Raw genomic sequence first — 24357 nt, 5'->3', positions numbered from 1 at the left:
GATTGGCGCCGAGTTCGGTGAACGCATATTCCGCGATCATGACCTGGGTCACAGGCTTCACCGCGTGGGAAGTCCGTCCTGGCCCGGTTCGGCACGCTTGGATCCGCACACAGGACTACGGAAATCCGTAGTCCCCCTTTCGGTGCACGGCTCCGTCAATTTCCCGGCCGCCGATTTGACGGAGTTCTCGGCCCACAGCCCCCACGGCCGGACGGTGACGGAATGACGACCACAGCGGACGCGGCCGGCGCACGGCCCGGGACGGCAGGCAAGGGCAGGGACATGGACCACAAGCGCACGGCACTGCTGCGACTCCTGCGCGAGGCACAGGCGAAAGACGCGGAGCGCGGCGCCGGACAGCCGGCCCCGCCGGCCGGTATCGCCGTGATCGGTCTCGCCGGACGCTACCCGCGCGCCGCGACCCCCGACGAACTCTGGGCCCGCACCCGCGACGGCGAACACTGCGTCAGCCGTGTCCCCGACGACCGCTTCCCCGGCGGCGAACCCTCCGCGACCCCCCGCTGGGCCGGACTCATCGACGACGCCGACGCCTTCGACCCCCTCTTCTTCGGCATCGCCCCCGTCGACGCCGACAGCATCGACCCCCAGGAACGCGTCTTCCTCGAAACCGTCTGGGCCACTCTGGAGGACGCCGGCTACCCGCCGCGCCGCCTCGCGCGCGAACACAACCCCGTCGGCGTCTTCGCCGGGGTCATGAACAGCGACTACGAGTGGATGAGTGGCTCAGCCACTGCCCTCGGCGCCCCCAACGCCGCCCGGTCCAGCCACTGGTCCATCGCCAACCGCGTCTCCTACACCCTCGACCTGCGCGGCCCCAGCCTCACCGTCAACACCGCCTGCTCCGCCTCCCTCACCGCCGTCCACCTCGCCTGCGAGTCCCTGCGCGCCGGGGACTGCGCGATCGCCGTCGCCGGCGGCGTCAACCTCATCCTCCACGAGTCCCACCTGCGCACCCTCGCCGACAACGGCATGACCTCGCCCGGCGACCGCTGCCGCAGCTTCGGCAAGGGCGCCGACGGATTCGTCGACGGCGAGGGCGTCGGCGCCGTCCTCCTCAAACCCCTGGCACAGGCTGAAGCCGACGGCGACCGGATCTACGGCGTCATCCGCGCCTCCGCCGTCAACTCCGGTGGCAAGACCGGCGGTTACACCGTCCCCAGCCCTCAGGCCCAGGCCGACGTCATCCGCGCGAGCCTGCGCAAGGCCGCGATCGACCCCCGCACCATCGGCTGCGTCGAGGCCCACGGCACCGGCACCCCCCTCGGCGACCCCATCGAGATCGCCGGCCTGCGCGAGGCGTTCGCCGACCACCTCGACGACACCCTCGCCCACGCCGTGGACCGCTGCGCCGTCGGCTCGGTCAAGTCCAACATCGGGCACCTGGAGTCCGCCGCCGGCATCGCGGGCCTGACCAAGATGCTGATGCAGCTGAAGCACGGCACCATCGCGCCGTCCCTGGACTCCGGCGAACTCAACCCGGACATCGACCTCACCGGCACGCCGTTCTTCGTCCCGCAGGAGGCGGTGGCGTGGGAACGGCCCCTCGCCGTGCACGTCGACGGACGGCGCGCCGAACTGCCCCGGCGCGGGGCGGTCAGCTCCTTCGGCGGGGGCGGGGCGAACGCCCACGTCGTCGTGGAGGAGTACGTCGCCGATACGGCCCCGCCGCCCGCGACCGGTCCACGTCTCGTCGTGCTGTCGGCGCGGGACGAGGAACGGCTGCGCGCGTACGCGGGACGCCTCGCGGACTTCCTGGACGCCGCCACGCCGGACGCCATCCCGGACGCCGCCACGCTGGGCGCCGCCACCCCGGACCACGACCCGACGACGGCCGAGGCGACCTGCCTGCGCCTCGCCGCCGAGGTGCTGGGCGTCCGCGTCGACGACCTCGACCTGGTCACCCCGCTGCACGAATACGGCTGCGGAGCCGCCGAGTTGACGCGGCTGGCGGAAGAACTCGACGCGGAGTTCGGGGCGGACGTCCGCCCCACGGGCGCCGGCACCCCGCACGTCATCACGGGCGCCAGCACCCTGCGCGACCTCGCGGACGCCGGCGTTCCGCGCGACCTCACCGGCGCCGGCACCCCGCGCGACCTCACCCCGCCGCCCCCGTCCGCGACCCCGGCCGTCACCCTCGCCGACCTGGCCCACACCCTCCAGACCGGCCGCGAGGAACTTCCCGCCCGACTCGCCTTCCCCGCGCGGGACATGACCGAGGCCCGCGAACTCCTGCGCGCGTACGCCGATGGCGAGCCGGCCGCCGCGCTGCTGACCGGCACGGCCCCGGCCCACCGCGTCGCACCGGACGCCACGCTCCAACGCGCCCTGGAGCAGGGCGACCTGCGCGTGGTGGCCGAACACTGGGTGCGCGGCACCGACGTCGACTGGACCAGGCTCCCCGCGAGCGGCGCCCGCCGAGTGGGCCTGCCGACCTACCCGTTCGCCCGCAAGCGGTACTGGCTGCCGACCCCCAGCGCCAAGGCGATCGCCCCAACTGGACGCGCGGAACAGCGAGTTGAGCCCGCCCAAGATATGGCTCACCAAGGTATGGCCCGCCAGGGCATGGCCTACTACCGCCCCACCTGGCTCCCCGCCCCCCGCCCGGCAGCGACCCCCACCCGCTTCGGCAACGTCCTCATCCTCACCACCTCCGACGCCACCCCCCTCGCGCACGGCATCGCCCACCACCACCGCCACGGCACCACCCGCATCGTCGACCTGGACCACGACGACCTGACCGCGGCCCTCACCGAAGCCGGCCAGGTCGACCGCGTCTACCACCTCGGCGGCATCCGCCCCGCAGCCGACGAGAGCGACCCCGGCGACCTGACGACCAGTCACCACCGAGGCGTCCTCGCCCTGTTCACGACCGCCCGGCACCTCGCCGCCCAGCGGACCCGCCCCCACCTCACGGTCGTCACGAACGACGCCACCGACGCCTTCGGCGCCCCCGTCACCAACCCCTTCGCCGCCGGACTCCACGGCCTGACCCGGGTGCTGGTCAAGGAACACCCCGACATCAGGGCCGTCTGCCTGGACTTCACGCACACCGAACCCACCCCGGACGCCCTCATCACCGCCGTCCTCGACGAACCCTGCGACTCCACCGGCAAGACGGTCCTCCTGCGCCACGGCACCCGCTACACCCCGGCGCTGCAACCCCTCGAACTCCCGCCCCCGGCCGAGGCGCCCTACCGCGAGCACGGCGTGTACGTCATCGTCGGCGGAACCGGCGGCATCGGCCGCGAACTCACCCTGCACCTCGCCGAACACCATCGCGCGAAGGTCGTGTGGATCAGCCGGAGCCCGCTCGACGAGGAGCAGCGGGCCTGCGCCGAGCGGGCGAGGGCGCTCGGGGGAGAGGTGCTGCACCTGCGCGCCGACTGCCGCGACGCCGAGGCGCTGAAGGGGGCCGCGCGGGAGGCGAGGGCGAGGTTCGGGGCGATCCACGGCGTCGTCCACGCGGCGATGACCTTCGACCCCGGCCCGCTGGCGGCGCTCGGGGAACGGGAGTTCGCGGCCGCGCTCGCCGTGAAGGCCGAGGGCAGCGTCGCCACCGACGAGGCGTTCGGCGCCGAACCCCTCGACTTCCTCGCGTTCTTCTCGTCCGTCGGCGCCCTCGTCGGCACCGCCGGGAACGGCGCCTACAGTTGCGCCGCCGCCCTCCAGGACGCCTACGCGCTCCACCTGGCCCACCGCCGCCCCTACCCCGTGCGGGTCATCGACTGGGGCTACTGGGGCCCCGTCGGCTCCGGGGCCCGCCCCGGGCTGCGGGAGATCTTCCAGGGCCTCGGCATCGGCGAACTCACCATCGCCGACGGCCTGTCCGCCATCGGCGCGGCCCTCGCCGGACGGCTGCCGCGGCTCCTGCCGATCAACGCGGACGACACCGCCCTCACCGCGCTCGGCGCCGCCGTGGCCCCGCCCGCCCGGCAGACCGAGACCGCCGCTCCCGCCACCCTCCGCGACGCCGCCCCGCTCCTGCTGCGCCCGCGCGCCGACGACGCCCCCGGCGTCCACAGCGTCATCACCGGCTACGAACAGCTCACCGAGGTCTGCCGCCCGGCCGTCCTCGGCGTCCTCCAGGGCATGGGCGTCCTCACCGTCCCGGGCGAGAGCCACGACCGGGACGAACTCGCCGACCGGCTCGGCGTCCTGCCCAAGTTCCGCCGCCTGTACGAGGCGCTGCTCAACATCCTCCGGGACAACGGGTACGTCGAGTTCGACGGCGCCCGCGTCCGCCTCCCGCACACGGCGGGCCCGGCCGGCGCGTACTCGGCCGAGGCGCTGGAACCCCGCTTCGACCGGATCGCCGCCGACCACCCCGACCTCGCGCCGACCGTCACCCTGACCCGGCTGTTCCTGCGCGCCTACGCCGAGATCCTGCGCGGCGAGATCCGCGCCACCGAGATCATGTTCCCGGGCTCCTCGATGGCCCTGGTCGCCGACTTCTACAAGGCCAACCCGCTCACCGACTCGTTCAACGAACTGGTGCGCGACGCCGTCAGCGTCCACCTCGAACAGCGCGTCGCCCGCCTCGCGCCCGGCGAACGGCTGCGCGTCGTCGAGTTCGGCGCCGGCACCGGCGCCACCACGGACGCGGTCCTGCCGGTCCTCGCGCCCCACGCCGACCGCGTCTCCTACTGGTTCACCGACATCTCCCCGCACTTCCTCGACCACGCCGAGGCCCGCCTGCGCCCCCGGTACAGCACTCCCGGGTTCCTGAACTTCCGGGTCCTGGACCTCGAACGCGGCCACCAGGAGCAGGGGTTCGAGCCCGGCACCTTCGACATCGTCCTCGCCACCAACGTCGTCCACGCCACCGCCGACCTGCGCGCCACCCTCGGCAAGGCGAAGGACCTGCTGCGGCCGGGCGGCTGGCTCGTCCTCAACGAACTGACCGAGGTCCGCGACTCGACGACCGTCGTGGGCGGCGTCCTCGACGGCTGGTGGCTCTTCGACGACGGCGAACTCCGCCTGCCCGACTCGCCGTTGGCGCACCCGGAGACCTGGCGCAGGCTGCTGCGGGAACAGGGCTTCGGCGACGTCACCGTCACCGGGGGCGCCGGCGCGGACGGGCGGGCGCGCGGGCAGCACGTCATCATCGGCGAGAGCGACGGACTACGACCCCTCACGATTCAGGCCGCCGCCGCGCCGGAGGAGGAACCCGCCGCCGTGCACGCGGCGCCCTCCGGGGAGTTGCAGACCCGGCTCGCGGAGATCGTCGCCCGGTGCCTGAAGCTCGACGAGGACATCGACCCCGACCAGCCGCTCGCGTCGTACGGGTTCGACTCCCTCACCGGCATGAAGATCGTGGCCGGGATCGCCGACGCGTTCGGCGTGACCGTGTCGCTGGGGGACTTCTACGACCATCCGACGCTGCGTGAACTCGCCCTGTACTACGCGGAGTCGGGGACGCTGGGGGCGGTCGAAGGGGAACAGGCGCCCGCGCCGGTACCCGTCAGGGCGCCGTTGCCCCCGGTCGTCATCGCGGACGGCCCCTCCGTCGACCGCCCCCTCTCCGAAGGCCAGCGCGCCCTGTGGGTCATCGAGCGGATGAACCCCGGCACCTACGCCTACAACCTCCCCCTCGCCTTCCGTCTCGACCCCGCCACCGACGTCGGCGCCCTGCGTCTGGCCCTCCAGCACCTCGTCGACCGCCACGACAGCCTCCGCTCCGCGATCCGCACCACCGACGACGGCCCCGTCCGCACGGTCGCCGCCTGGCAGGAACTCCACTTCCAGCAGCGCCACTTGGCGGTCACCGAGGAGACGGCGGTCCGTGACCGCGTCCGCGAGGAGGCCCGCCGCCCCTTCGACCTGGAGCACGGCCCCCTCCTGCGTGTCACCCTCTTCACCCAGGGCGACGGCGGACAGGTCCTGCTCCTCGCCTTCCACCACATCGTCTTCGACGGCGTGTCCATCGCCGCGTTCCTGCGTGAAATGGCCACCGCGTACCGCGAGTTGCGCGCCGGACGCGTTCCCGACACCGCCCCCGTCGAGGCGACCTTCGCCGACTTCACCGCCTGGCAGCGCGAACTCCTCGCCAGCCCCGAGGGCGAGAGGCTGCGCGCCTACTGGCTGCGCCGCCTCGACGCCGGGACCGAACCCCTCGCCCTGCCCTACGACCGCCCGCGCCCCCGGGTCCCGGGCCACCGGGGCGCCGCCGTCGAGGGCCGCATGGACGCCGAACTCGTCAGCCTGGCACGCCAGTTCGCGGCCGAGCAGCGGACCTCGCTGTTCGCCGTCCTGCTCGGCGGCTACTTCACCCTGCTCCAGCGCTACACCCAGCAGCGCGGCATCAGGGTCGGCACCCCGGCCGCCGGACGCCCGGCCGTGAAATTCGAGGACACCCTCGGCTACTTCATGAACATGGTCGTCCTGGAGGCCGACGTCGACCCCGGGAAGGACTTCGCCGCGCTGGCCGCACAGGTGCACCGCACGGTCCTGGACGCCCTCGAACACGCCCATCTGCCGCTGATCACCCTCACCGACGCCCTGCGCCAGGCGGGCCGCGCCGACACCGCCGACCTGTTCCGCACCGCGTTCTACTTCCAGAACTGGGTGGAGCCCGGCGACCGCGACCCGGTCCGCGAGGTGTTCCACGGGGTGCACCAGGAAGGCGAGTTCGACGTCACCCTGGAGATCGTCGAGGGCGCCACCGACTGCGCGTACACCCTCAAGTACGACCCCGACCTCTTCGACGAGACGACCGTCCGCCGCCTCGGCGACCACTTCCAGGCCCTGTTGAGGTCCGCCCTCACCCAACCCACCAGCCCCGTAGGCGGGTTGCCCCTGCTGACCGACGCCGAACGCCGCCGGATGGAGCAGCGCTGGCAGGACGCCCGCCGCCCCTACCCGCGCGAACGGACCCTCCCCGACCTCGTCGAGGAACAGGCCGCCCGCCGCCCCGACGCACTCGCCGTCACCAGCGACACCGGGTCCCTGACATACCGTCAACTCGCCGAGCGCATCGACACGTTGGCCGGACACCTGCGCGCGGAGGGCGTCCGCCCCGGCCGTGCTGTCGGCGTCCTCGTCGAGCGCGGACACCTCCCCGTCGCCCTGCTCGCCGTCCTCAAGGCGGGCGGGAGCTACGTCCCGCTGGACCCGACGTTCCCCGTCGACCGGCTCACCTACATGGCCGACGACGCCGGACTGCACCTCGTCCTCACCACCGGCACCGCCGAGAGCGCCCTCGGCGGCATGACCGTCCCGAGGCTGAGGCTCGACCAACTCGCGGGCCCCACACGTCCCGACGGCCCGGCAGCCGGCCCCGACGACACCGCGTACGTCATCTACACCTCCGGCTCGACCGGCCGCCCCAAGGGCGTGGCCGTCCCGCACCGGGCCCTCGTCAACTTCCTCACCTCGATGAAGGACGAGCCCGGCTTCGGCGAGGACGACACGCTGCTCGCCCTGACGACCGTCTGCTTCGACATCGCCGCCCTGGAGCTGTACCTGCCGCTGATCACCGGCGGCCGGGTGGACATCGCGCCCGCCGACGTCGCCAAGGACGGCGTCAAACTCCGCCGCCACCTGGCGAGTCGCGGCGCAACCGTCATGCAGGCCACGCCGAGCACATGGAAGATGCTCCTCGCGACGGGCTGGCCGGGCGACCCGGCGCTGACGGCCCTGTGCGGGGGAGAGGCGCTCGACCAGGACACCGCCGACGCCCTGGTCGAGCGCACCCGCGCCGCCTGGAACCTGTACGGCCCGACGGAGACGACCATCTGGTCCGCCGTCGCCCGCCTCACCCCCGGCGGCCGGGTCACCCTCGGCCGGGCCGTCGCCAACACCCAGCTCCTCGTCCTCGACGCGCACGGCCGGCCGGTCCCGCCCGGCGTCACCGGCGAACTCCACATCGGGGGCGACGGGCTCGCCACCGGCTACGTGAACCGCCCCGACCTCACCGCCGAACGCTTCGTCCCCAACCCCGTCGCCCCCGAACTCTCCGCCCGCCTCTACCGCACCGGCGACCTCGTCCGCGCCCTGCCCGACGGCGCCCTCGTCTACCTCGGGCGCGCCGACACCCAGGTCAAGGTGCGCGGCCACCGCGTCGAGACCGGCGAGGTCGAGGCCGCGCTGCGCCGCCTGGCCGGGGTCACCGAGGCCGTCGTCGTCCCCGCGACAGCCGTCGACGGCGTCATGCTGCGCGGCTTCTACACCGGCACCGGCGAACCCGTCGACCCGGCGCCGCTGCACGCCTGGCTGCCCGCGTACATGGTCCCGGACGTCCTGGTCCCGCTGCGGGAGTTCCCGCAGACCCTCAACGCCAAGACCGACCGGGTGCGGCTCGGTTCGGCGCCGCTCGACGAACTGCGCGCCGCGTACGGCGAGATGGGCCCCGCGCCCGACGAGCACGGCCCCGACCCCCTCGCCGACGAACTCGCCCGCCTCGTCGCCGAGGTCGCGGAAGTGACCGAAGACCGCGTGCCCAGGGACCGGCCGCTCGGCGAACTCGGCCTGAACTCCGTCGGGTTCACCACCCTCAGCACCCGCATCGGCACACTCCTCGGCGTCGAGGTCTACCCGACCGCCTTCTACCAGTACCCGACCGTCACCGGCATGGCCGCCCATCTCCTGCACACCCACCCGGAGTTGAGGACCCGCTACGGCACCCGGACCACGGCCGCCGCGCGCCCGGAGGCAGAGACCGCCCGCCCCGGCGCGGACACCGGTGTCGCCGTCGTCGGCATGGCGGGCCGCCTCCCGCAGTCGCCCGACCTGGACGCCTTCTGGCAGCACCTCGCCGACGGCGACGACCTGATCCAGGAGATCCCCGCCGACCGCTGGGACTGGCGCTCGGTGCCCGCCCGCTCCCGCTGGGGCGGCTTCGTCCCGGACGTCGACCGCTTCGACGCCGCGTTCTTCGGGATCTCCCCCCGCGAGGCCGAACTCATGGACCCCCAGCAGCGGTTGGTCCTCGAAACGGTGTGGACGGCCCTGGAGGACGCCGGGATCCGGCCGTCCGAACTCGCCGGACGCAGGGTCGGCGTCTTCCTCGGCGTCACCAACTCCGACTACCTGGAGGTCCAGCGGACGGCCGGCCAGGAGACCGGACCCCACACCATCACCGGCGCCGCCCTGTCGATCATCCCCAACCGCGTCTCCTACCTCCTCGACCTGCGCGGCCCGAGCCTTGCCCTCGACACCGCCTGCTCCAGCTCCCTCACCGCGATCCACCAGGCCCTCACCGCCCTGCGCGACGGCTCCTGCGACCTCGCGATCGCGGGCGGCGTCAGCCTCATCCTCGACCCCGCCCTGTACGTCGCCCTCAGCCGGAACGAGATGCTGAGCGAGGACGGCCGCTGCAAGGCGTTCGACAGCCGCGCCAACGGCTACGTACGCGGCGAGGGCGTGGGAGCCGTCGTCCTCAAGGGACTTGACGCCGCCCGGCGCGACGGCGACCCCGTGCACGCCGTGATCCGGGGCTCCGCCGTCAACCACGGCGGGCGCACCAACTCCCTCACCGCGCCCAGCCCCGACGCGCAGGCCGAGGTCATCGCCCGCGCCCACCGCGCCGCCGGCACCGACCCCGCCGCCGTCGGCTACATCGAGGCCCACGGCACCGGCACCGCCCTCGGCGACCCGATCGAGGTGACCGGACTGCGCACCGCCTTCACCCAGTTGTACGAGGAAGCGGGACGCCCGGTGCCCGACTCACCGGCCGTCGGGCTCGGTTCGGTCAAGAGCAACGTGGGCCACCTGGAGGCCGCCGCCGGCATGGCGGGCCTCTTCAAGGTCGTCCTCGCGATGCGCCACGCGACGATCCCGGCGAGCCTGCACGTCGTCGAGGAGAACCGCTATCTCGACCTGGACGGCGGCCCGTTCAGGATCGTCACCGAGGCGACCCCGTGGGAACGCGCCGGGGACCTGCCCCGGCGGGCCGGGCTCAGCTCGTTCGGGTTCGGCGGGGCGGGCGCGCACCTGGTCCTTGAGGAGGCGCCGCAGGACGACGGCGGCACGGTGTCCGACGGAAGCGGGCCGCACCTGCTCGTACTCTCCGCCCGCAGCAGGACCGCCCTCACCGCCTGTGCCGGACGACTCGCCACCCACCTCCGCGCAGGCCGCACCGCCCTCACCGACGTCGCCCACACCCTGCGCGTCGCCCGCGAACCCATGCCGCACCGCCTCGCGTTCGTCGCCACCGACCGGCAGCACGCGCTGACCGTGCTCGACGCGTTCGCCGCAGGCGCGCAGCCGTCCGGCACACACAGCGGACGCGCCGGCAAGGGGCGCCCCCGCAGCGCCTCCTGGCAGCGCCACCTCGACTCCCTGATCGGCGACCGCGCCCTCGCGGAACTCGCCGAACTCTGGGCCGAGGGCGAGGAGTTCGACTGGCACGGCCTCACCGGCGACGCCCGCCGCGTCCGCATCCCCACCTACCCCTTCGACCGCACCCGGCACTGGGTCGAGAGCCCCGCCCACCCCCTGCTCGACACCATCGGCCCCCACGAGTCCACCAAACGCCTCACCGGCCGGGAGTTCTACCTCCGCGACCACGTCGCCGACGGCACCCCGATCCTGCCCGGCGTCGTCCTCCTGGAGATGGCCCGCGCCGCCGACGAACTCGGACGCGGCGACGGCCGGCCGGTGAACCGCGTCGAGGACGTCACCTGGGCCGCGCCCGTGCAGACCGCGAACGGCGACGTCACCGTACGGATCCGGCTGGACCGGCAGGCCGGACGCACCGCCTTCGAAGTGCTCACCGGCACCGGACGGCCGCACGCGACCGGGACGGCCGTCGCCGGAACCCGGGGCGAACGGCGCACCCTCGACCTCGCCGCCCTCAACGACCGCTGCCCCGACCGGAGTTCGGGCACCGACTACTACCGGCGCGTGGAGGCGACCGGCTTCCACTACGGGCCGTCCTTCCGCGCCGTCGAATGGATCGCCACCGGTACCGGAGAGGCACTGGCACGCCTGGTGACACCCGCCGACCTGGGCGACGGCTACCGGTTCCACCCCGCGCTGATGGACGCCGCGCTCCAGACCGCCGGAGCTGTCGCCACCGGCGACGACCCGCACGCCCCCGCTCACCTCCCCTACTCCGTCGGCGTGGTGGAACTGACCGCCGACCGGCTGCCGGACACCTGCCACGCCCACGCGCGGCGCACCGACGACGGCTCGACGCCCGGCGTGAAGGTCTTCGACATCCAACTGACCGACGACGAGGGGGCGGTGGTCGCGCGGATCGAGCGGTTCACGCTGCGCGCGCTGCCCGGATCCCCGCAGGGCGACGAACCGCTGGTCGCCTTCGAGCCCTACTGGCGGGAGAGCGCGAGCCCCGCCGCGCACCCGGTGAAAACGCTGGTGCTGCTCGACGGGGCCCGTCGGGAGATCGGCGCCCGGCTCGCCTCATGCACCGGCGCGCGGATCGTCACCGTGGACCCCGGCGCCGAACTCGACCTCTCCGGCCTGACCGCTCCCGTCGCCGTCGTCCAACTCCCCGGCGAACGCGACGGGTTCCACACCGCGCTCGCCTTCTGCCGCGACTGGATCGCCCGCAGCGCCGGGGAGGCCCGCTACCTGTACGTCCACCCCGAGGGCGAGCCCGAGCACGCGGCCGTCAGCGGGCTGGCGCGCGCGGTGCGGGCGGAGTACCCGGGGCTGCGGATGACGACCGTGGCCCACCCGGCACACACCGCCCCCGCCGACGCCGCCTCGGCCGAACTCGCCTTCACCGACAGCCCTGTCGAGGTGTGGACGGACGGGACGCGGAGGCTGGCCGGCGCCTGGAAACCGGCCGAACTGCCCGCTGTGGCGCCCACGTCGCCGTTCGCGCTGCCCGGCGCGCACCTCGTCACCGGGGGCACCGGAGGCATCGGGCTCCACCTCACCGAACGCCTCGCCGCGCACGGCGCCGACATCGTCCTCGCCTCCCGGACCGCGCCCACACCCGAGGCCGTCGACCGCATCGCACGGCTCGCGGACACGGGCGCGCGCGTCCTGCACGTCCGCGCCGACGTCACCCGCCGCGAGGACGTCGCCGCCCTGGTGAACACCGCCCGTGAGCACTCCGGGCGGATCGCGGGAGTGCTGCACGCCGCCGGGATCCTGCGGGACGGCTTCGTCCTGCGCAAGTCCCGCGCCGAGGCCGACGCGGTCCTCGCCCCCAAGGTGCTCGGCGCACGCTGGCTCGACGAGGAGACGCGCGACGAACAGCTCGCCTACTTCGCCGCGTTCTCCTCCACGGCCGCCGCGCTCGGCAGCGTCGGCCAGTCCGACTACGCTTACGCCAACGCCTACTTGGACCACTTCGTGCTGCGCCGCGAGCGACTGCGCGAACAGGGACGCCGGTCCGGGCACAGCCTCGCCGTCAACTGGCCGCTGTGGCAAGGCGGCGGGATGACCATGGACCCCGCCACGCAGCAGGCGATGCGCCGGGAGTTGGGGTTCGGACCGCTGCCTACCGGCGTCGCGCTGGACGGACTTGAGCGGGCCCTCACCGGCTCCGCGCCCCGGCTGCTGCTCGCCACCGGGGACGCCGGACTCATCCAACGGGCCCTGGACGCCGAGCACATGACGCCACGAGCCGCGTCGCCCGCTGCTGAGGCGGCTCCGGCGTCGCCCGGTCTACGGGAGGCGGCCGAGCGGTATCTGCGCGAACTCCTCTCCGCCGAGCTGAAGATGCCGGTGGCGGACATCGACCCGGAGGAGCAGTTCGACCGGTACGGGATCGACTCGCTGCTCGTCCTGAGCCTCACGCGGGAACTGGAGGCACAGTTCGGGGAGTTGTCGAAGACGCTGTTCTTCGAGTACTTCACCGTGTCGGAGCTGGCCGGGTACTTCGTCGAGCAACACGGGGCGAAACTGGCGGAGTTGACAGGCGCCGGCCCTCAGGAGTCCAGGGAGTCCAGGCCCGCCACCGAGGCACCCGGCGTCTCGACGGCGCCCCAACTCCCCGTTCCCGACGACGACATCGTCATCATCGGCGTCAGCGGCCGCTACCCCGGCGCCGACGACCCCCGCGCGTTCTGGCGCAACCTCCGCGACGGCGTCGACTCCGTCGAGGAGATCCCCGCCGAACGCTGGGACCACACACGCTGGTTCGACCCCGACCGCGACGCCACCGGCAAGGCGTACGCGAAATGGGGCGGCTTCCTCAAGGACGTCGACCGGTTCGACCCGCTGTTCTTCCGCATGTCCCAGGTGGAGGCCGAACACATCGACCCGCAGGAGCGGATCTTCCTGGAGACCGTCTGGCACCTCCTGGAGGACGCGGGCGTCACCCGCGAGACGATGGCCGGCAGCCGCACCGGCGTGTTCGTCGGCATGATGTACGGCCACTACCAGCTCCACGGCGTCGAGGAGACCCTGCGCGGCGAGGGCGCCGCGACCTCCTCCTCGTACGCGTCCGTCGCCAACCGCGTCTCCTACTTCTTCGACCTCGACGGGCCCAGCGTCGGCCTGGACACCATGTGCTCGTCGTCGCTGACGGCGATCCACCTGGCCGCGCAGGCGATCCGCGCCGGGGACTGCGACACGGCGGTGGCCGGCGGCGTCAACATCTCCAGCCACCCGCTGAAGTACCTCCAGCTCAGCCGGGGCGGCTTCCTCTCCACCGACGGCCGCTGCCGCAGCTTCGGCGCGGACGGCGACGGGTACGTGCCCGCCGAGGGCTCCGGCGCGGTCCTGCTGAAACGCCGGTCGGCCGCCGAGCGGGACGGGGACCGGATCCTCGCCGTCGTCAAGGCGTCCGCCGTCAACCACGGCGGCGCGGGCAAGGGGTTCAGCGTGCCCAACGCCCGCGCACAGGGCGACCTCATCGCCACCGCGCTCCAGCGCGCCGGGTGGACGGCCGCCGACCTCGACTACATCGAGGCCCACGGCACCGGGACGTCCCTCGGCGACCCCATCGAAGTCACCGGGCTCGTCCGGGCGTTCGGCGGGCAGTCGCTGGAAGGCGGACGGAAGATCCCGATCGGGTCCGTGAAGTCCAACATCGGACACGCCGAGTCGGCGGCGGGCATGGCCGCCGTCACCAAGGTGCTGCTCCAGTTCCGGCACCGCGAGCTGGCGCCCTCGCTGCACGCCGACACGCTCAATCCCCACATCGACTTCGAGACCGCTCCGCTGCGGGTGCAGCGTGAACTCGCGGCGTGGACACCCCGGTTGGACGCCGGGGGTGAGGCACTGCCGCTCACCGCAGCGGTCAGCGCGTTCGGTGCGGGCGGGGCCAACGCCCATGTTCTGCTGGAGGAGTACGTGCCGGGGCGGCCCCATCCGGCTCCGCGCGGACGCACTCCGTACGTGGCGACTCTGTCGGCGCGTGACGCGGACCAACTCGGGTCGCAGGTTCGTCAGTTGGCGGACTTTCTCCGTGCCGAGGGCGCGGACGTCCATCCTGCGTCGCTCGCGTACACGCTCCAGACGGGGCGCGAGGCGATGGCGCATCGGGTGGCCGTCGTGTACGAGGACCACGCCGAACTGCTGGCGCGACTGGAGGCGCACGGGCGGGGTGAGGCGCCGGGGGTGTGGACCGGAGTCGTACGCCGTGGATCGCGGGCGCCGGGCGAGGCGGCCACGGATCCGCGTGAGCTCGCCGCCGCCTGGGTCGCCGGGGAGCCGGTCGACTGGCGTGTGCTGTACGACGTCCCGCCGCAGCGGGCCGAGTTGCCGGGGTATCCGTTCGCGGGGGAGCGGTGCTGGTACCGGAGCGCCGAGGCACCGGCGGTCACCGAATCGACCAAAGCGACCGAAGCGCCCGAGTCACCGGCGGTCACCGAAGCGCCCGAAGTACCGCGTATCCACGAGGAGTTGACCCTAACCTCCGACACCCCCGTCATCGCGGGCCACCGCGTCGCGGGCCGCCTCCTGCTCCCCGCCCTCGCCTACATCGACCTCGTCCACCAGGCGTTCCGCAAGCGGGGACACGCCCACGACGGCCTAGAACTGCGTGACCTCACCGCCCTGCGCCCCCTCGCGGTCACCCCCGAGACCCCCGTCCGGATCACTCTGGACGCCGACCCGGTCGCCGAGGACCGCTGGTCGATCCGTGTCGCCGGCCTCGACGGACAGCCCTACGCCACCGCCGAGTTGGTGACGACGGACCCCGTCCGGTTCGACCCGCCCCGCCGGCCCGCCGCCCCCGCGCCCTCGGCCGTCGGCGAAGACCTCGACGCGGTGTACGACCGGGACGGCGACCTCGGCCAGGTCTACAGCGGTGCCGTGCGCGCCGCCGGGCACGTCTGGCGGGACGCCGAGCAGGTGATCGCCGAACTCACCCCGCCGCCCGGCGCCGCGAGCAGCGGGCACCTCTTCCATCCCGGGCTGATGCTCGGCGGCGCGGTCGCGGCGGGCACGCTGCTGGCGGACGTCGCCGGGGACGAGGACGGGTTCTTCCTGCCGATGTACGTGGAGTCGTTCCGCGCGGCGGCCCCGCTGAACGGGCCGTGCACGGCGCGGGTGGCGCGGTCGTCGGTGGGTCGGCGCGACGAGATCGCCCGGCTGACCGTGGAGTTCCTGTCCCGGGACGGCCGTGTACTGGCCGAACTGCGGGGGATGGCCAGCAAGTTGATCCGGCCCGAGACACCCGCGACCCGCGTGGCGCCCGCGTCCCGGGGCGGCACCTCGCTCCAGGCCGGCCCCTCGCTGACGGCCACCGAGGACCGCGTACGCCGCCTCATCGCGGACGCCCTGAACCGCGACGCCGACGGCCTCGATCCCACCGTCGGCTACTACGAGTTGGGCATCGACTCCGTCAACGTCCTCGACCTCGTCGGCACGTTGGAGGCGGAACTGGGCACGAGCCTCCCGCCCACGCTGCTCTTCGAGTACACGACGATCCGCGACCTGGCCGCCCACCTGGACGAGCGACACCCCGGCATACGCGCCCCGCGCGGCACCCGGCTCCTCACCAAGGACTGGGCACCGGCCCCGGCGATCCCCGGCGAACTCCCCACGCCCGTCGCCGTGCTGGCCACCCCGGACACCCTCGACCTGGCCGCCCGCCTCGCCCGTGAACTCCCGGACGCCGACGTCGTCACCGACCTGTCCGGACGCCCCGACCGCTACCGGGCCTGCGTCGACCTCACCGGCTGCGCCTACGCCGGACCCGGCACGCACGCCGGTCTGTACGAGTGGCTGCCCTGGATCCAGCGCCTGGTGGCCGGCGCCTTGGCCGCCGAGCCGGTCGTCCTGCTCGGCGTCACCCGTGGCCTGGAGAGCGAGGGGCGCACCCAGCTCGCGGGCGCCGACCGCGTCGGCCTGTACCGGATGCTGCAGAGCGAGTACACGAACGTCCGCTCCCGCCACGTGGACCTCGACCCGCTCGACGACGACCGGACCGCCGCCCGGCAGCTCCTGGCCGAACTCGCCGACGGCGGCGAGGAGTCCGAGGTCCGCCACCACGGCGGACAGCGGCAGCGGGCGGTACTCAAGGAGAGCCCCGGCGCTGGTGAACTCCCGCCGTTCACCGGCGAGTTCGCCGCCGACGAGACACTGTGGATCACCGGCGGCACCGGCGGCCTCGGGCTCGCCTTCGCCCGGCACGCCGTCCGGCACTGGGGAGTCCGCCGGCTCGTCCTCACCGGCCGCCGCAGGCTGCCCGACCGCACCGAGTGGGAGTCCCGGCGCGCCGAGGACCCCACGCTGGACGCGCTGATCGACCTGGAGCGGGCCGGGGCGCGGGTGCGGGTGCTGGCGCTGCCCCTGGACGACTCCGCGCTGGGGCAACTCGTGCGCGAGGTACGGGAGTCGGGGCCGGTCGGCGGGGTGCTGCACTGCGCCGGGGTCGCCGACCGGGACAACCTCGCCTTCGTCGGCAAGCCGGCCGACGCCGTGCGGGCCGTCGTCGATCCGAAGGTCGGCGGGCTCGACGCGCTCGTGGACGCGTTCGCCGGGCACCCCCTCAGGTTCTTCGCGATCTGCTCGTCCGTCGCCGCCGCCGTGCCGAGCGCGGCCGTCGGGCAGAGCGACTACGCCATGGCCAACGCCTACGCCGACTACGTGGCCGCCGTCCGCCCGCACGGGCTGCCGCTGCTGAGCGTGCAGTGGCCGTCGTGGAGCGGGGTCGGGATGGGCGACGAGCGCCCCGGCCCCGGCTACCTGCGCACCGGCCTCGGCAGCGTGACGGAGGCCGAGGGGACGGCGCTGCTGGACCACCTGCTGCGGACGGGGGCGGGGCCCGTCGTCCTGCCGGCGATCGTCCATGACGCCGGGTGGAGCCCCGAGCCGCTGATCCGGCGGCGGATCGACGCGGGCCCGGGGGAGACGGCGGCGCGGACACCGGGCGATCCCGGGCGGGCGCCCGTGAGTGAGCCTGCCGGGGCCCTGCCGACAGCGGCTGCCGACACCGCGCGAGCGGACGCCGCCGCCTGGCTCCTCGGCCTCATCGCCGACCAGCTCCACTTCGACGCCGCCAAGCTCGCCGTCGACGTCCCGGTCGAGGACTTCGGGACGGACTCGATCGTGATGGTGCAACTGCTGCGGAAGGTCGGGAGCCGGCTGGGGGTGGAGCCCGATCCGACCGCGTTCATCGAGCACCCGACGGTCGAGGGGTTCGTGGCGTGGCTGGCGGCGGAGCATCCGGGGGAGTTCGCGGCGGCGTTCGGGAGCGGGACGGCCGGGGCGGACGGCGCTGGCGCGGACGGCCCTGAGGGCACTTCGGCGCCGGACCGTTCCGCCGACGTGGCAGCCCCCGCCGAGCAGCACACCCCGCCTCCCCCCGCCAAGCCCCACGACATCGCCGTCATCGGCATGTCCTGCCGTTTCCCCGGCGCCCCCGACCTCGACGCCTACTGGACCCTGCTCATCGAGGGCCGCTCGGCCATCGCCCCCGTCCCGCCGGACCGCTGGGGCGGCGACGGCGGACTCGTCGCCGGTCTCCTCGACCGGGGCGGCTTCGACCCCGCCCGCTTCCTGCTGTCCGACGAGGACGCGCGGGCCATGGACCCGCAGGCGCTGGTGCTCCTGGAGGAGACCCTGTTCGCGCTGGCCGACGCCGGGTACGGGCCGGACGACGTCAAGGGGCGGGACGTCGGCGTGTACGTCGGCGCGCGCAGCCGGCACCTCCCCGACGACGAGACGCTGAGCCGCACCAGGAACCCGATCATGGCCGTCGGCCAGAACTACCTCGCCGCGAACGTCTCCCGCTTCTTCGACCTGCGCGGCCCCAGCGTCGTCGTCGACACGGCGTGCTCCTCCGCGCTCGTCGCCCTGCACTCCGCCGCGCAGGCGCTGCGGGACGGCGACGCCGAGGCGGCCGTCGTCGGCGGGATCACCCTGCTCGCGGACGACGCCGGGCACCGGCTGTTCGAGCAGCGCGGGGTGCTGAGCCCCGAACCCGCGTTCCACGCGTTCGACCGGCGCGCCCGGGGGACCGTCCTCGCGGAGGGCGCCGGGGTAGTCGTCCTCAAACCGCTGGAGCGGGCGCTCGCCGACGGGGACCGGGTGCAGGCGGTGCTGAAGGGGATCGCCGTCAACAACGACGGGCGGACGGCCGGGCCCGCGTCGCCGAATCCGGTCGCGCAGCGGGCGGTGATGGCGAAGGCGCTCGCGCGCAGCGGGCGCGGGCCCGGGGACGTCACGCACATCGAGACCAACGCGGCCGGATCCGCCGTCCACGACCTCGTCGAACTCAAGGCGATCCAGGCCGTGTACCGGGACGGCTCGCACGTGCCGTGCAGTCTCGGCTCGGTGAAGCCCAACATCGGGCACCCGCAGTGCGCGGAGGGCATCGCCGGATTCATCAAGGTCGTTCTCATGCTGCGGGAACGGCAGGTGGTGCCGTTCCTGTCCGGGCAGGAGCCGCCGGACCACTTCGACCTGGCGGCCACGCCGTTCACCTTCGCACGCGAGACGACACCGTGGCCGGACGCCCCGCTCGTCGCGGCGGTGAGCTGCTTCGCGGACGGCGGGACCAACGCGCATGCGGTGGTGGAGGGCTGGAACGGGACGGGCGGGACGGGGGAGGGGCGGGCGGCGTTGCGACGGCCGGAGCTGGCGCGGCGCACGCTCGGGACGCCGGAGGCCCTTCGACGCCGTGACGACGATCCCGGGCGCCGCGACACCGCCCCGGCGAGCCCCGTCGCCGTCATCGGGCTCGCCGGCCGCTACCCCGGCGCCGAGGACGTGACCGCGTTCTGGCGCAACCTGGTCGACGGGCACGACGCCGTCACCGAGATCCCGGCCGGGCGCTGGGAGTGGCGGGCGGAGCCCACGCCGTCGCGGTGGGGCGGGTTCGTGGCGGACGCCGACCGGTTCGACGCGGAGTTCTTCCGGATCCCCCGCGCCGAGGCGGAGATCACCGACCCGCAGGAGCGGCTGTTCCTCCAGACGTGCTGGGAGGCCATCGAGGACGCCGGCTACACGCCCGCCACCCTGGTCGAACCCCGGGGACCCGAACGGCGGCGCGCGGTGGGCGTGTTCGCGGGGGCGATGCACAAGGACTACTCCCTGATCGGCGCCCAGGCCGCCCCGGTGGACGGCCGTCCGCTGCCGGTCGGCCTCAACCAGGGCATGATCGCCAACCGGGTCTCCTACTTCTGCGACTTCCACGGCCCCAGCATGGCCGTCGACTCCCTGTGCTCCTCCTCGCTGACGACCGTGCACCTCGCGGTCGAGAGCCTGGCCCGGGGCGAGAGCGAGGTGGCGCTCGCGGGCGGCGTCAACCTGTCGCTGCACCCCGCGAAGTACCACACCTACGGCGCCGTCGACATGCACTCCACCACCGGCCGCTCCCGCTCGTTCGGCGCGGACGCCGACGGCTGGGTCTCCGCCGAGGGCGTCGGCGCCGTCGTCCTCAAACCGCTGGACGCCGCCGAGCGCGACGGCGACCACATCTACGCCGTGATCCGCGCGACGGCCGTCAGCCACGTCGGCGCGGGCAGCGCCCTCACCGTGCCGAGCCCGGTCGCGCAGGCCGCCGTCGTCACCGAGGCGCTGGCGAAGGCCGGGGTCGACGCGCGGACCATCGGCAGCGTCGAGGCGCACGGCACGGGCACGAAACTCGGCGACCCGATCGAACTCCAGGGCCTCGTACGGGCGTTCCGCAGGGACACCGACGACACCGGGTTCTGCGCGCTCGGCTCGGTGAAGTCCAACATCGGGCACGCCGAGTCGGCGGGCGGCGTCGCCGGGCTCACCAAGGCGGTCCTGCAACTCCACCACCGCACCCTCGTCCCCACCCTGCACTCCGGCACCGTCAACCCGCTCCTCGACCTGGAGAACACGCCCTTCCGGCTCCAGCACGACCTGCGGCCCTGGCCCGCACCGGAGCCGGGCACCCCGCGCCGGGCGGGGCTCAGCTCCTACGGGGCCACCGGGTCCCACGCCCATGTGGTGCTGGAGGAGTACACGCCGCCCGAGGGGGTCGCGGTGAGCGGGCCGCAGATCGTGCCGCTCTCCGCGCGGGACGACGACCGGCTGAGGGAGGCGGTCGAGCGCTTGCTCGGTTTCCTCGGCGCCGAACGGACGCCGGATCTCGCCGAGTTGGCCCACACCTTGCAGACCGGGCGCGTCGAGATGGCCGCCCGGGTCGCGTTCGTCGCCGGGGACCTCGGGGAACTGCGGGACGCGCTGGCGAAGTACCTCACCGCACCCGTGGACCCCTGGGCCTTCGGCGGGGCCACGACCGCGAGCGCCGAGACCGTCGAACTCTGGCTGGAAGAACGCCGGTTGACCGAGCTGGCCGGCCACTGGGCGGCGGGCGGCGCCCTCGACTGGCGGCGCCTGTGGCCCGGCCCGCGACCGCGCCGGGTGCCGCTGCCGACGTACCCGTTCGCCCGCGACCGCCACTGGCACCCCGGCGTGGACGGAGGCCGATGACCGTGCGGACCGTCTTCATGTTCTCCGGCCAGGGCTCGCAGACCTACCAGATGGGCCGCGAACTGTACGACCACGAACCGGTGTTCAAAAACGCCCTGCACCGGCTCGACGCCGAACTGGACACCTCCGTCCTCGCCCGCCTCTACGACCCCGCCCGCCGCGTCTCCGAACCGTTCACCGACACCGCCGTCACCCACCCGGCGATCGTCATGGTCGAATTCGCCCTCGCCGAAACCCTCTTGGCGCACGGCGTCACCCCCGACGTCCTCCTCGGCGCCAGCCTCGGCGAGTTCACGGCCGCCGTGCTCGCCGGCGTCCTCGAACCCGGCGACTGCCTGCGCAGGCTCGTCCGGATGGCCCGCACGGCGGACGCGTCCGCGCCCGGCGGCATGCTGGCCGTCCTCACCGCACCCGACCTCTTCCACCAAGACCCCGAACTGCACCGCGAGTTGGAGCTGGCGGCGCACAACTACGACGCCCACTACGTCGTCTCCGGACCCCTGCACGCCCTCGACCGCACCCAAGCGCTGCTGGCCGCACGGGACATCGCCCACCAGCGCGTCCCGGTCGCCCACGCCTTCCACTCCCGCCTGATGGACCCCTCCCGGGACGCCTTCGACGCGGTGTGGGCGGACGCCGAGTTCCGGGCGCCCCGTATCCCGCTGGTCTCCAGCGCCACCGCCGGGCCGCTCACCGAGGTCACCGCCGGACACCTGTGGCGCGTCGCCCGCGAACCCATCGAATTCGCGGCCACCGTAGGGGAGTTGGAGAGGGGCGGGCCGTGCCTCTATCTCGACGCCGGGCCCTCCGGCACGCTCCACAACTTCGTCCGCGCCCACCTCGCGGCCCGCCCCGGCACGGGCTCCGAGTCGATGGCGCTGCTCACCCCGTTCACCCGCGACACCCGGCAGTTGGCCCTCGTGAGGGACCGCGCCCCAGCGAAAGGCGGCAGCAACGTGAAAGTGTTCGGCTTCCCCGGGCAGGGCTCCCAGGTCAAGGGCATGGGCGCCGACCTCTTCGACGAGTACCCCGACCTCGTCGCCCAGGCCGACGAGATCCTTGGCTACTCCCTGCGCGAGCTGTGCCTCACCAACCCCGAAGGCCGCCTGAAACTCACCGAGTTCACCCAGCCCGCGCTGTACGCCGTCGAAGCGCTCACCTACCTCCGGCGCACCCGCGAGGACCCCACCCCGCCGGACTGCCTCGTCGGCCACAGCCTCGGTGAGTACGCGGCCCTCTTCGCCGCCGGCGTCTTCGACTTCGCCACCGGGCTGCGCCTCGTCGCCCGGCGCGGGGCGCTCATGGGCCGCGCGAGCGGGGGCCGCATGGCCGCCGTCCTCGGCCTCGACCGCGCCACCGTCGAGGCGGGCCTCGCCGACGCCGGGCTCACCGGCATCGACATCGCCAACCACAACGGGCCCGAACAGATCGTCGTCGCCGGCCCCGAAGCCGACGTCGACCGCGTCCGCGCCGTCTTCGAGGACCGGGGCGCCCAGGTCGTCGTCCTCAACGTCAGCGCGCCCTTCCACTCCCGCTACATGCGCGCCGCCGCCGACGAGTTCCGCGAACTCCTCGACGCCACCGAGTTCCGGCCGCCCCGCATCCCCGTCATCGCCAACGTCGACGCCCGCCCCTACGCTCCCGGCCGCATCCGCGACACCCTCGCCGCCCAGATCACCGGCCAGGTGTGCTGGGTCGACACCGTGCGGCGGCTGATGGCCCTCGGTGATTTCGAGTTCGTCGAGCTGGGGCCGGGGCGGACGCTTCAGAAGATGGTGACGAAGATTCGCGCGGCGGTTGAGCCGATGTCGGGGGAGGAGTTGGCGGGGCGGGACGGGGAGGGGGAGGAGACGGGGCGGGGCGCTGGGCGGGCTGTGGCGCTGGGAGTCGCGGGGGTGGCGGACGTTGCCGTCGTGGCTTCGCCTGCTGCCCCGTCGGCTCCGGCCGGGGCCGCCACGCCGTCCGCGCCAGGCACGTCGGGCCTGCCTGTGGCGGACCGTGCCGAGGTTCCGGCATCGGAGCGGGTGACCGAACTCATCGGTGAGCGCGGTGTGGTCGGGACCCCGGCCGAGCCCCGCACGCCGGCAGTCACGCCGGCCCCGGCTCGCACGATGGCCCAGGCCGCCCCCGTCACGGAACCGGCCGTCGTCCAACCGCCCACGGCCCGCGTCGAGCCGTCCCCCCTTCCCGCCCCCACCCCCGTCCCCCGCCGTCCCCTCTCCGCCGAAGACCTCGGGGCCGACACCTTCCGCGCCCGTTACGGCCTGCGCCTCGCCTACCTCGCGGGCGGCATGTACGGCGGCATCTCCTCCGAGGCGCTGGTCGTGCGGATCGCCAAGGCCGGGGCGATGGGGTTCCTCGGGACCGGCGGGCTGTCGCTCGCGGACGTCGAGGCCGGGATCCGGGGTGTGCGGGGCGCGCTGGGGCCCGACGGACCCTTCGGCGCGAACCTCCTGCACCGGCACGCCGACCCGGAGGAGGAACGCGCTCTCGTGGACCTCCTGCTCCGGCTCGGGGTCGGCACGGTCGAGGCGTCCGGGTTCCTGCGGCTCACCCCGGCGCTGGTCAAGTACCGCCTGAAGGGCGGCCGGATCATCGCCAAGGTCTCCCGCACGGACACCGCCGAGGCGTTCCTGCGCCCGGCCCCCGCCGACGTCGTCCGCAGCCTTGTCGCGTGCGGCGATGTCACCGAGGAGGAGGCGGCGCGCGCCGCCGGCGTCCCCATGGCGGACGACCTGTGCGTCGAGGCGGGCGGTGGCTGGCTCGACGGCGCGGCGGACCTGGCGACGCTGCTGCCGACCGTCGTCCGCCTGCGCGACACCCTGGCGAGCGGCGGGGCCCGCGTCCACGTCGGCGCGGCCGGCGGCATCGGCACACCGGAGGCGGCGACGGCGGCCCTGGTGCTCGGCGCGGAATTCCTCGTCACCGGGTCCGTGAACCAGTGCACGGTGGAGGCCGGGACCAGCCCCGAGGCCAAGGACCTCCTCCAGGCGTCGGACGTCCATGACACCGAGCCCGCCCCCTGGGCCGAGCAGTTCGAACTAGGCGTCCGCGCGAGGGCGGTCAAACGCGGCGTCTTCCTCCCGGCCCGCGCCGACCGCCTCTACCAACTCTGGCGCACCCACGCCTCGTTCGACGAGATCGACGCCGCCACCCGCCGCCAGATCGAGGACACCTACCTGTGCCGCCCCTTCGAGGAGGCATGGCGCACGGCCCACCACGGCACCCAGGAACCCGACGCGAAGCGGAAGTTGGCGCTGGCGTTCCGCACCTACCTCGCCGACGGCTTCACCCTGGCCCGAACGGGCGCCCCCGGACGCCGAGTTGACTACCTCGTCCACTCCGGCCCCGCGATGGGCGCCTTCAACCACTGGGTCAAGGGCACCAGCCTCGAACCCTGGCAGGCCCGCAACGTCGACACCGTCGCCGACCGCCTCATGACCGCCACCGCCCAACTGATCGAGGAACGCTGCGGGGCCTTCAAAAGCTAGGGCCTACGCCCCCGTAACATGCGGCGCACGTCCTGAGTCGCCGCCGGTGTTCGGTCCGTCGGGACCGACCGCG

General features: G+C 74.0%; 2 protein-coding genes. Both read left to right on the top strand.

The features are described from left to right. Positions 1-222: 222 nt before the first annotated feature. A complete protein-coding gene (locus IAG44_RS02015; protein ID WP_187745407.1) occupies positions 223-20793 on the top strand; it encodes a non-ribosomal peptide synthetase in 20571 nt (6856 codons plus the stop codon). Then, positions 20790-24284, top strand: a complete 3495-nt coding sequence (fabD, locus tag IAG44_RS02010; RefSeq protein ID WP_187745406.1) for an ACP S-malonyltransferase — start codon at positions 20790-20792, stop codon at positions 24282-24284. Before IAG44_RS02015 ends, fabD begins: the two co-directional genes overlap by 4 nt. The last annotated feature ends 73 nt before the right edge of the window (positions 24285-24357 follow it).

Source organism: Streptomyces roseirectus (assembly GCF_014489635.1).
GTDB classification, from domain to species: domain Bacteria; phylum Actinomycetota; class Actinomycetes; order Streptomycetales; family Streptomycetaceae; genus Streptomyces; species Streptomyces roseirectus.
The sequence above is the reverse complement of the archived record's forward strand: the minus strand, read 5'-3'. Positions and strand labels throughout refer to the sequence as shown.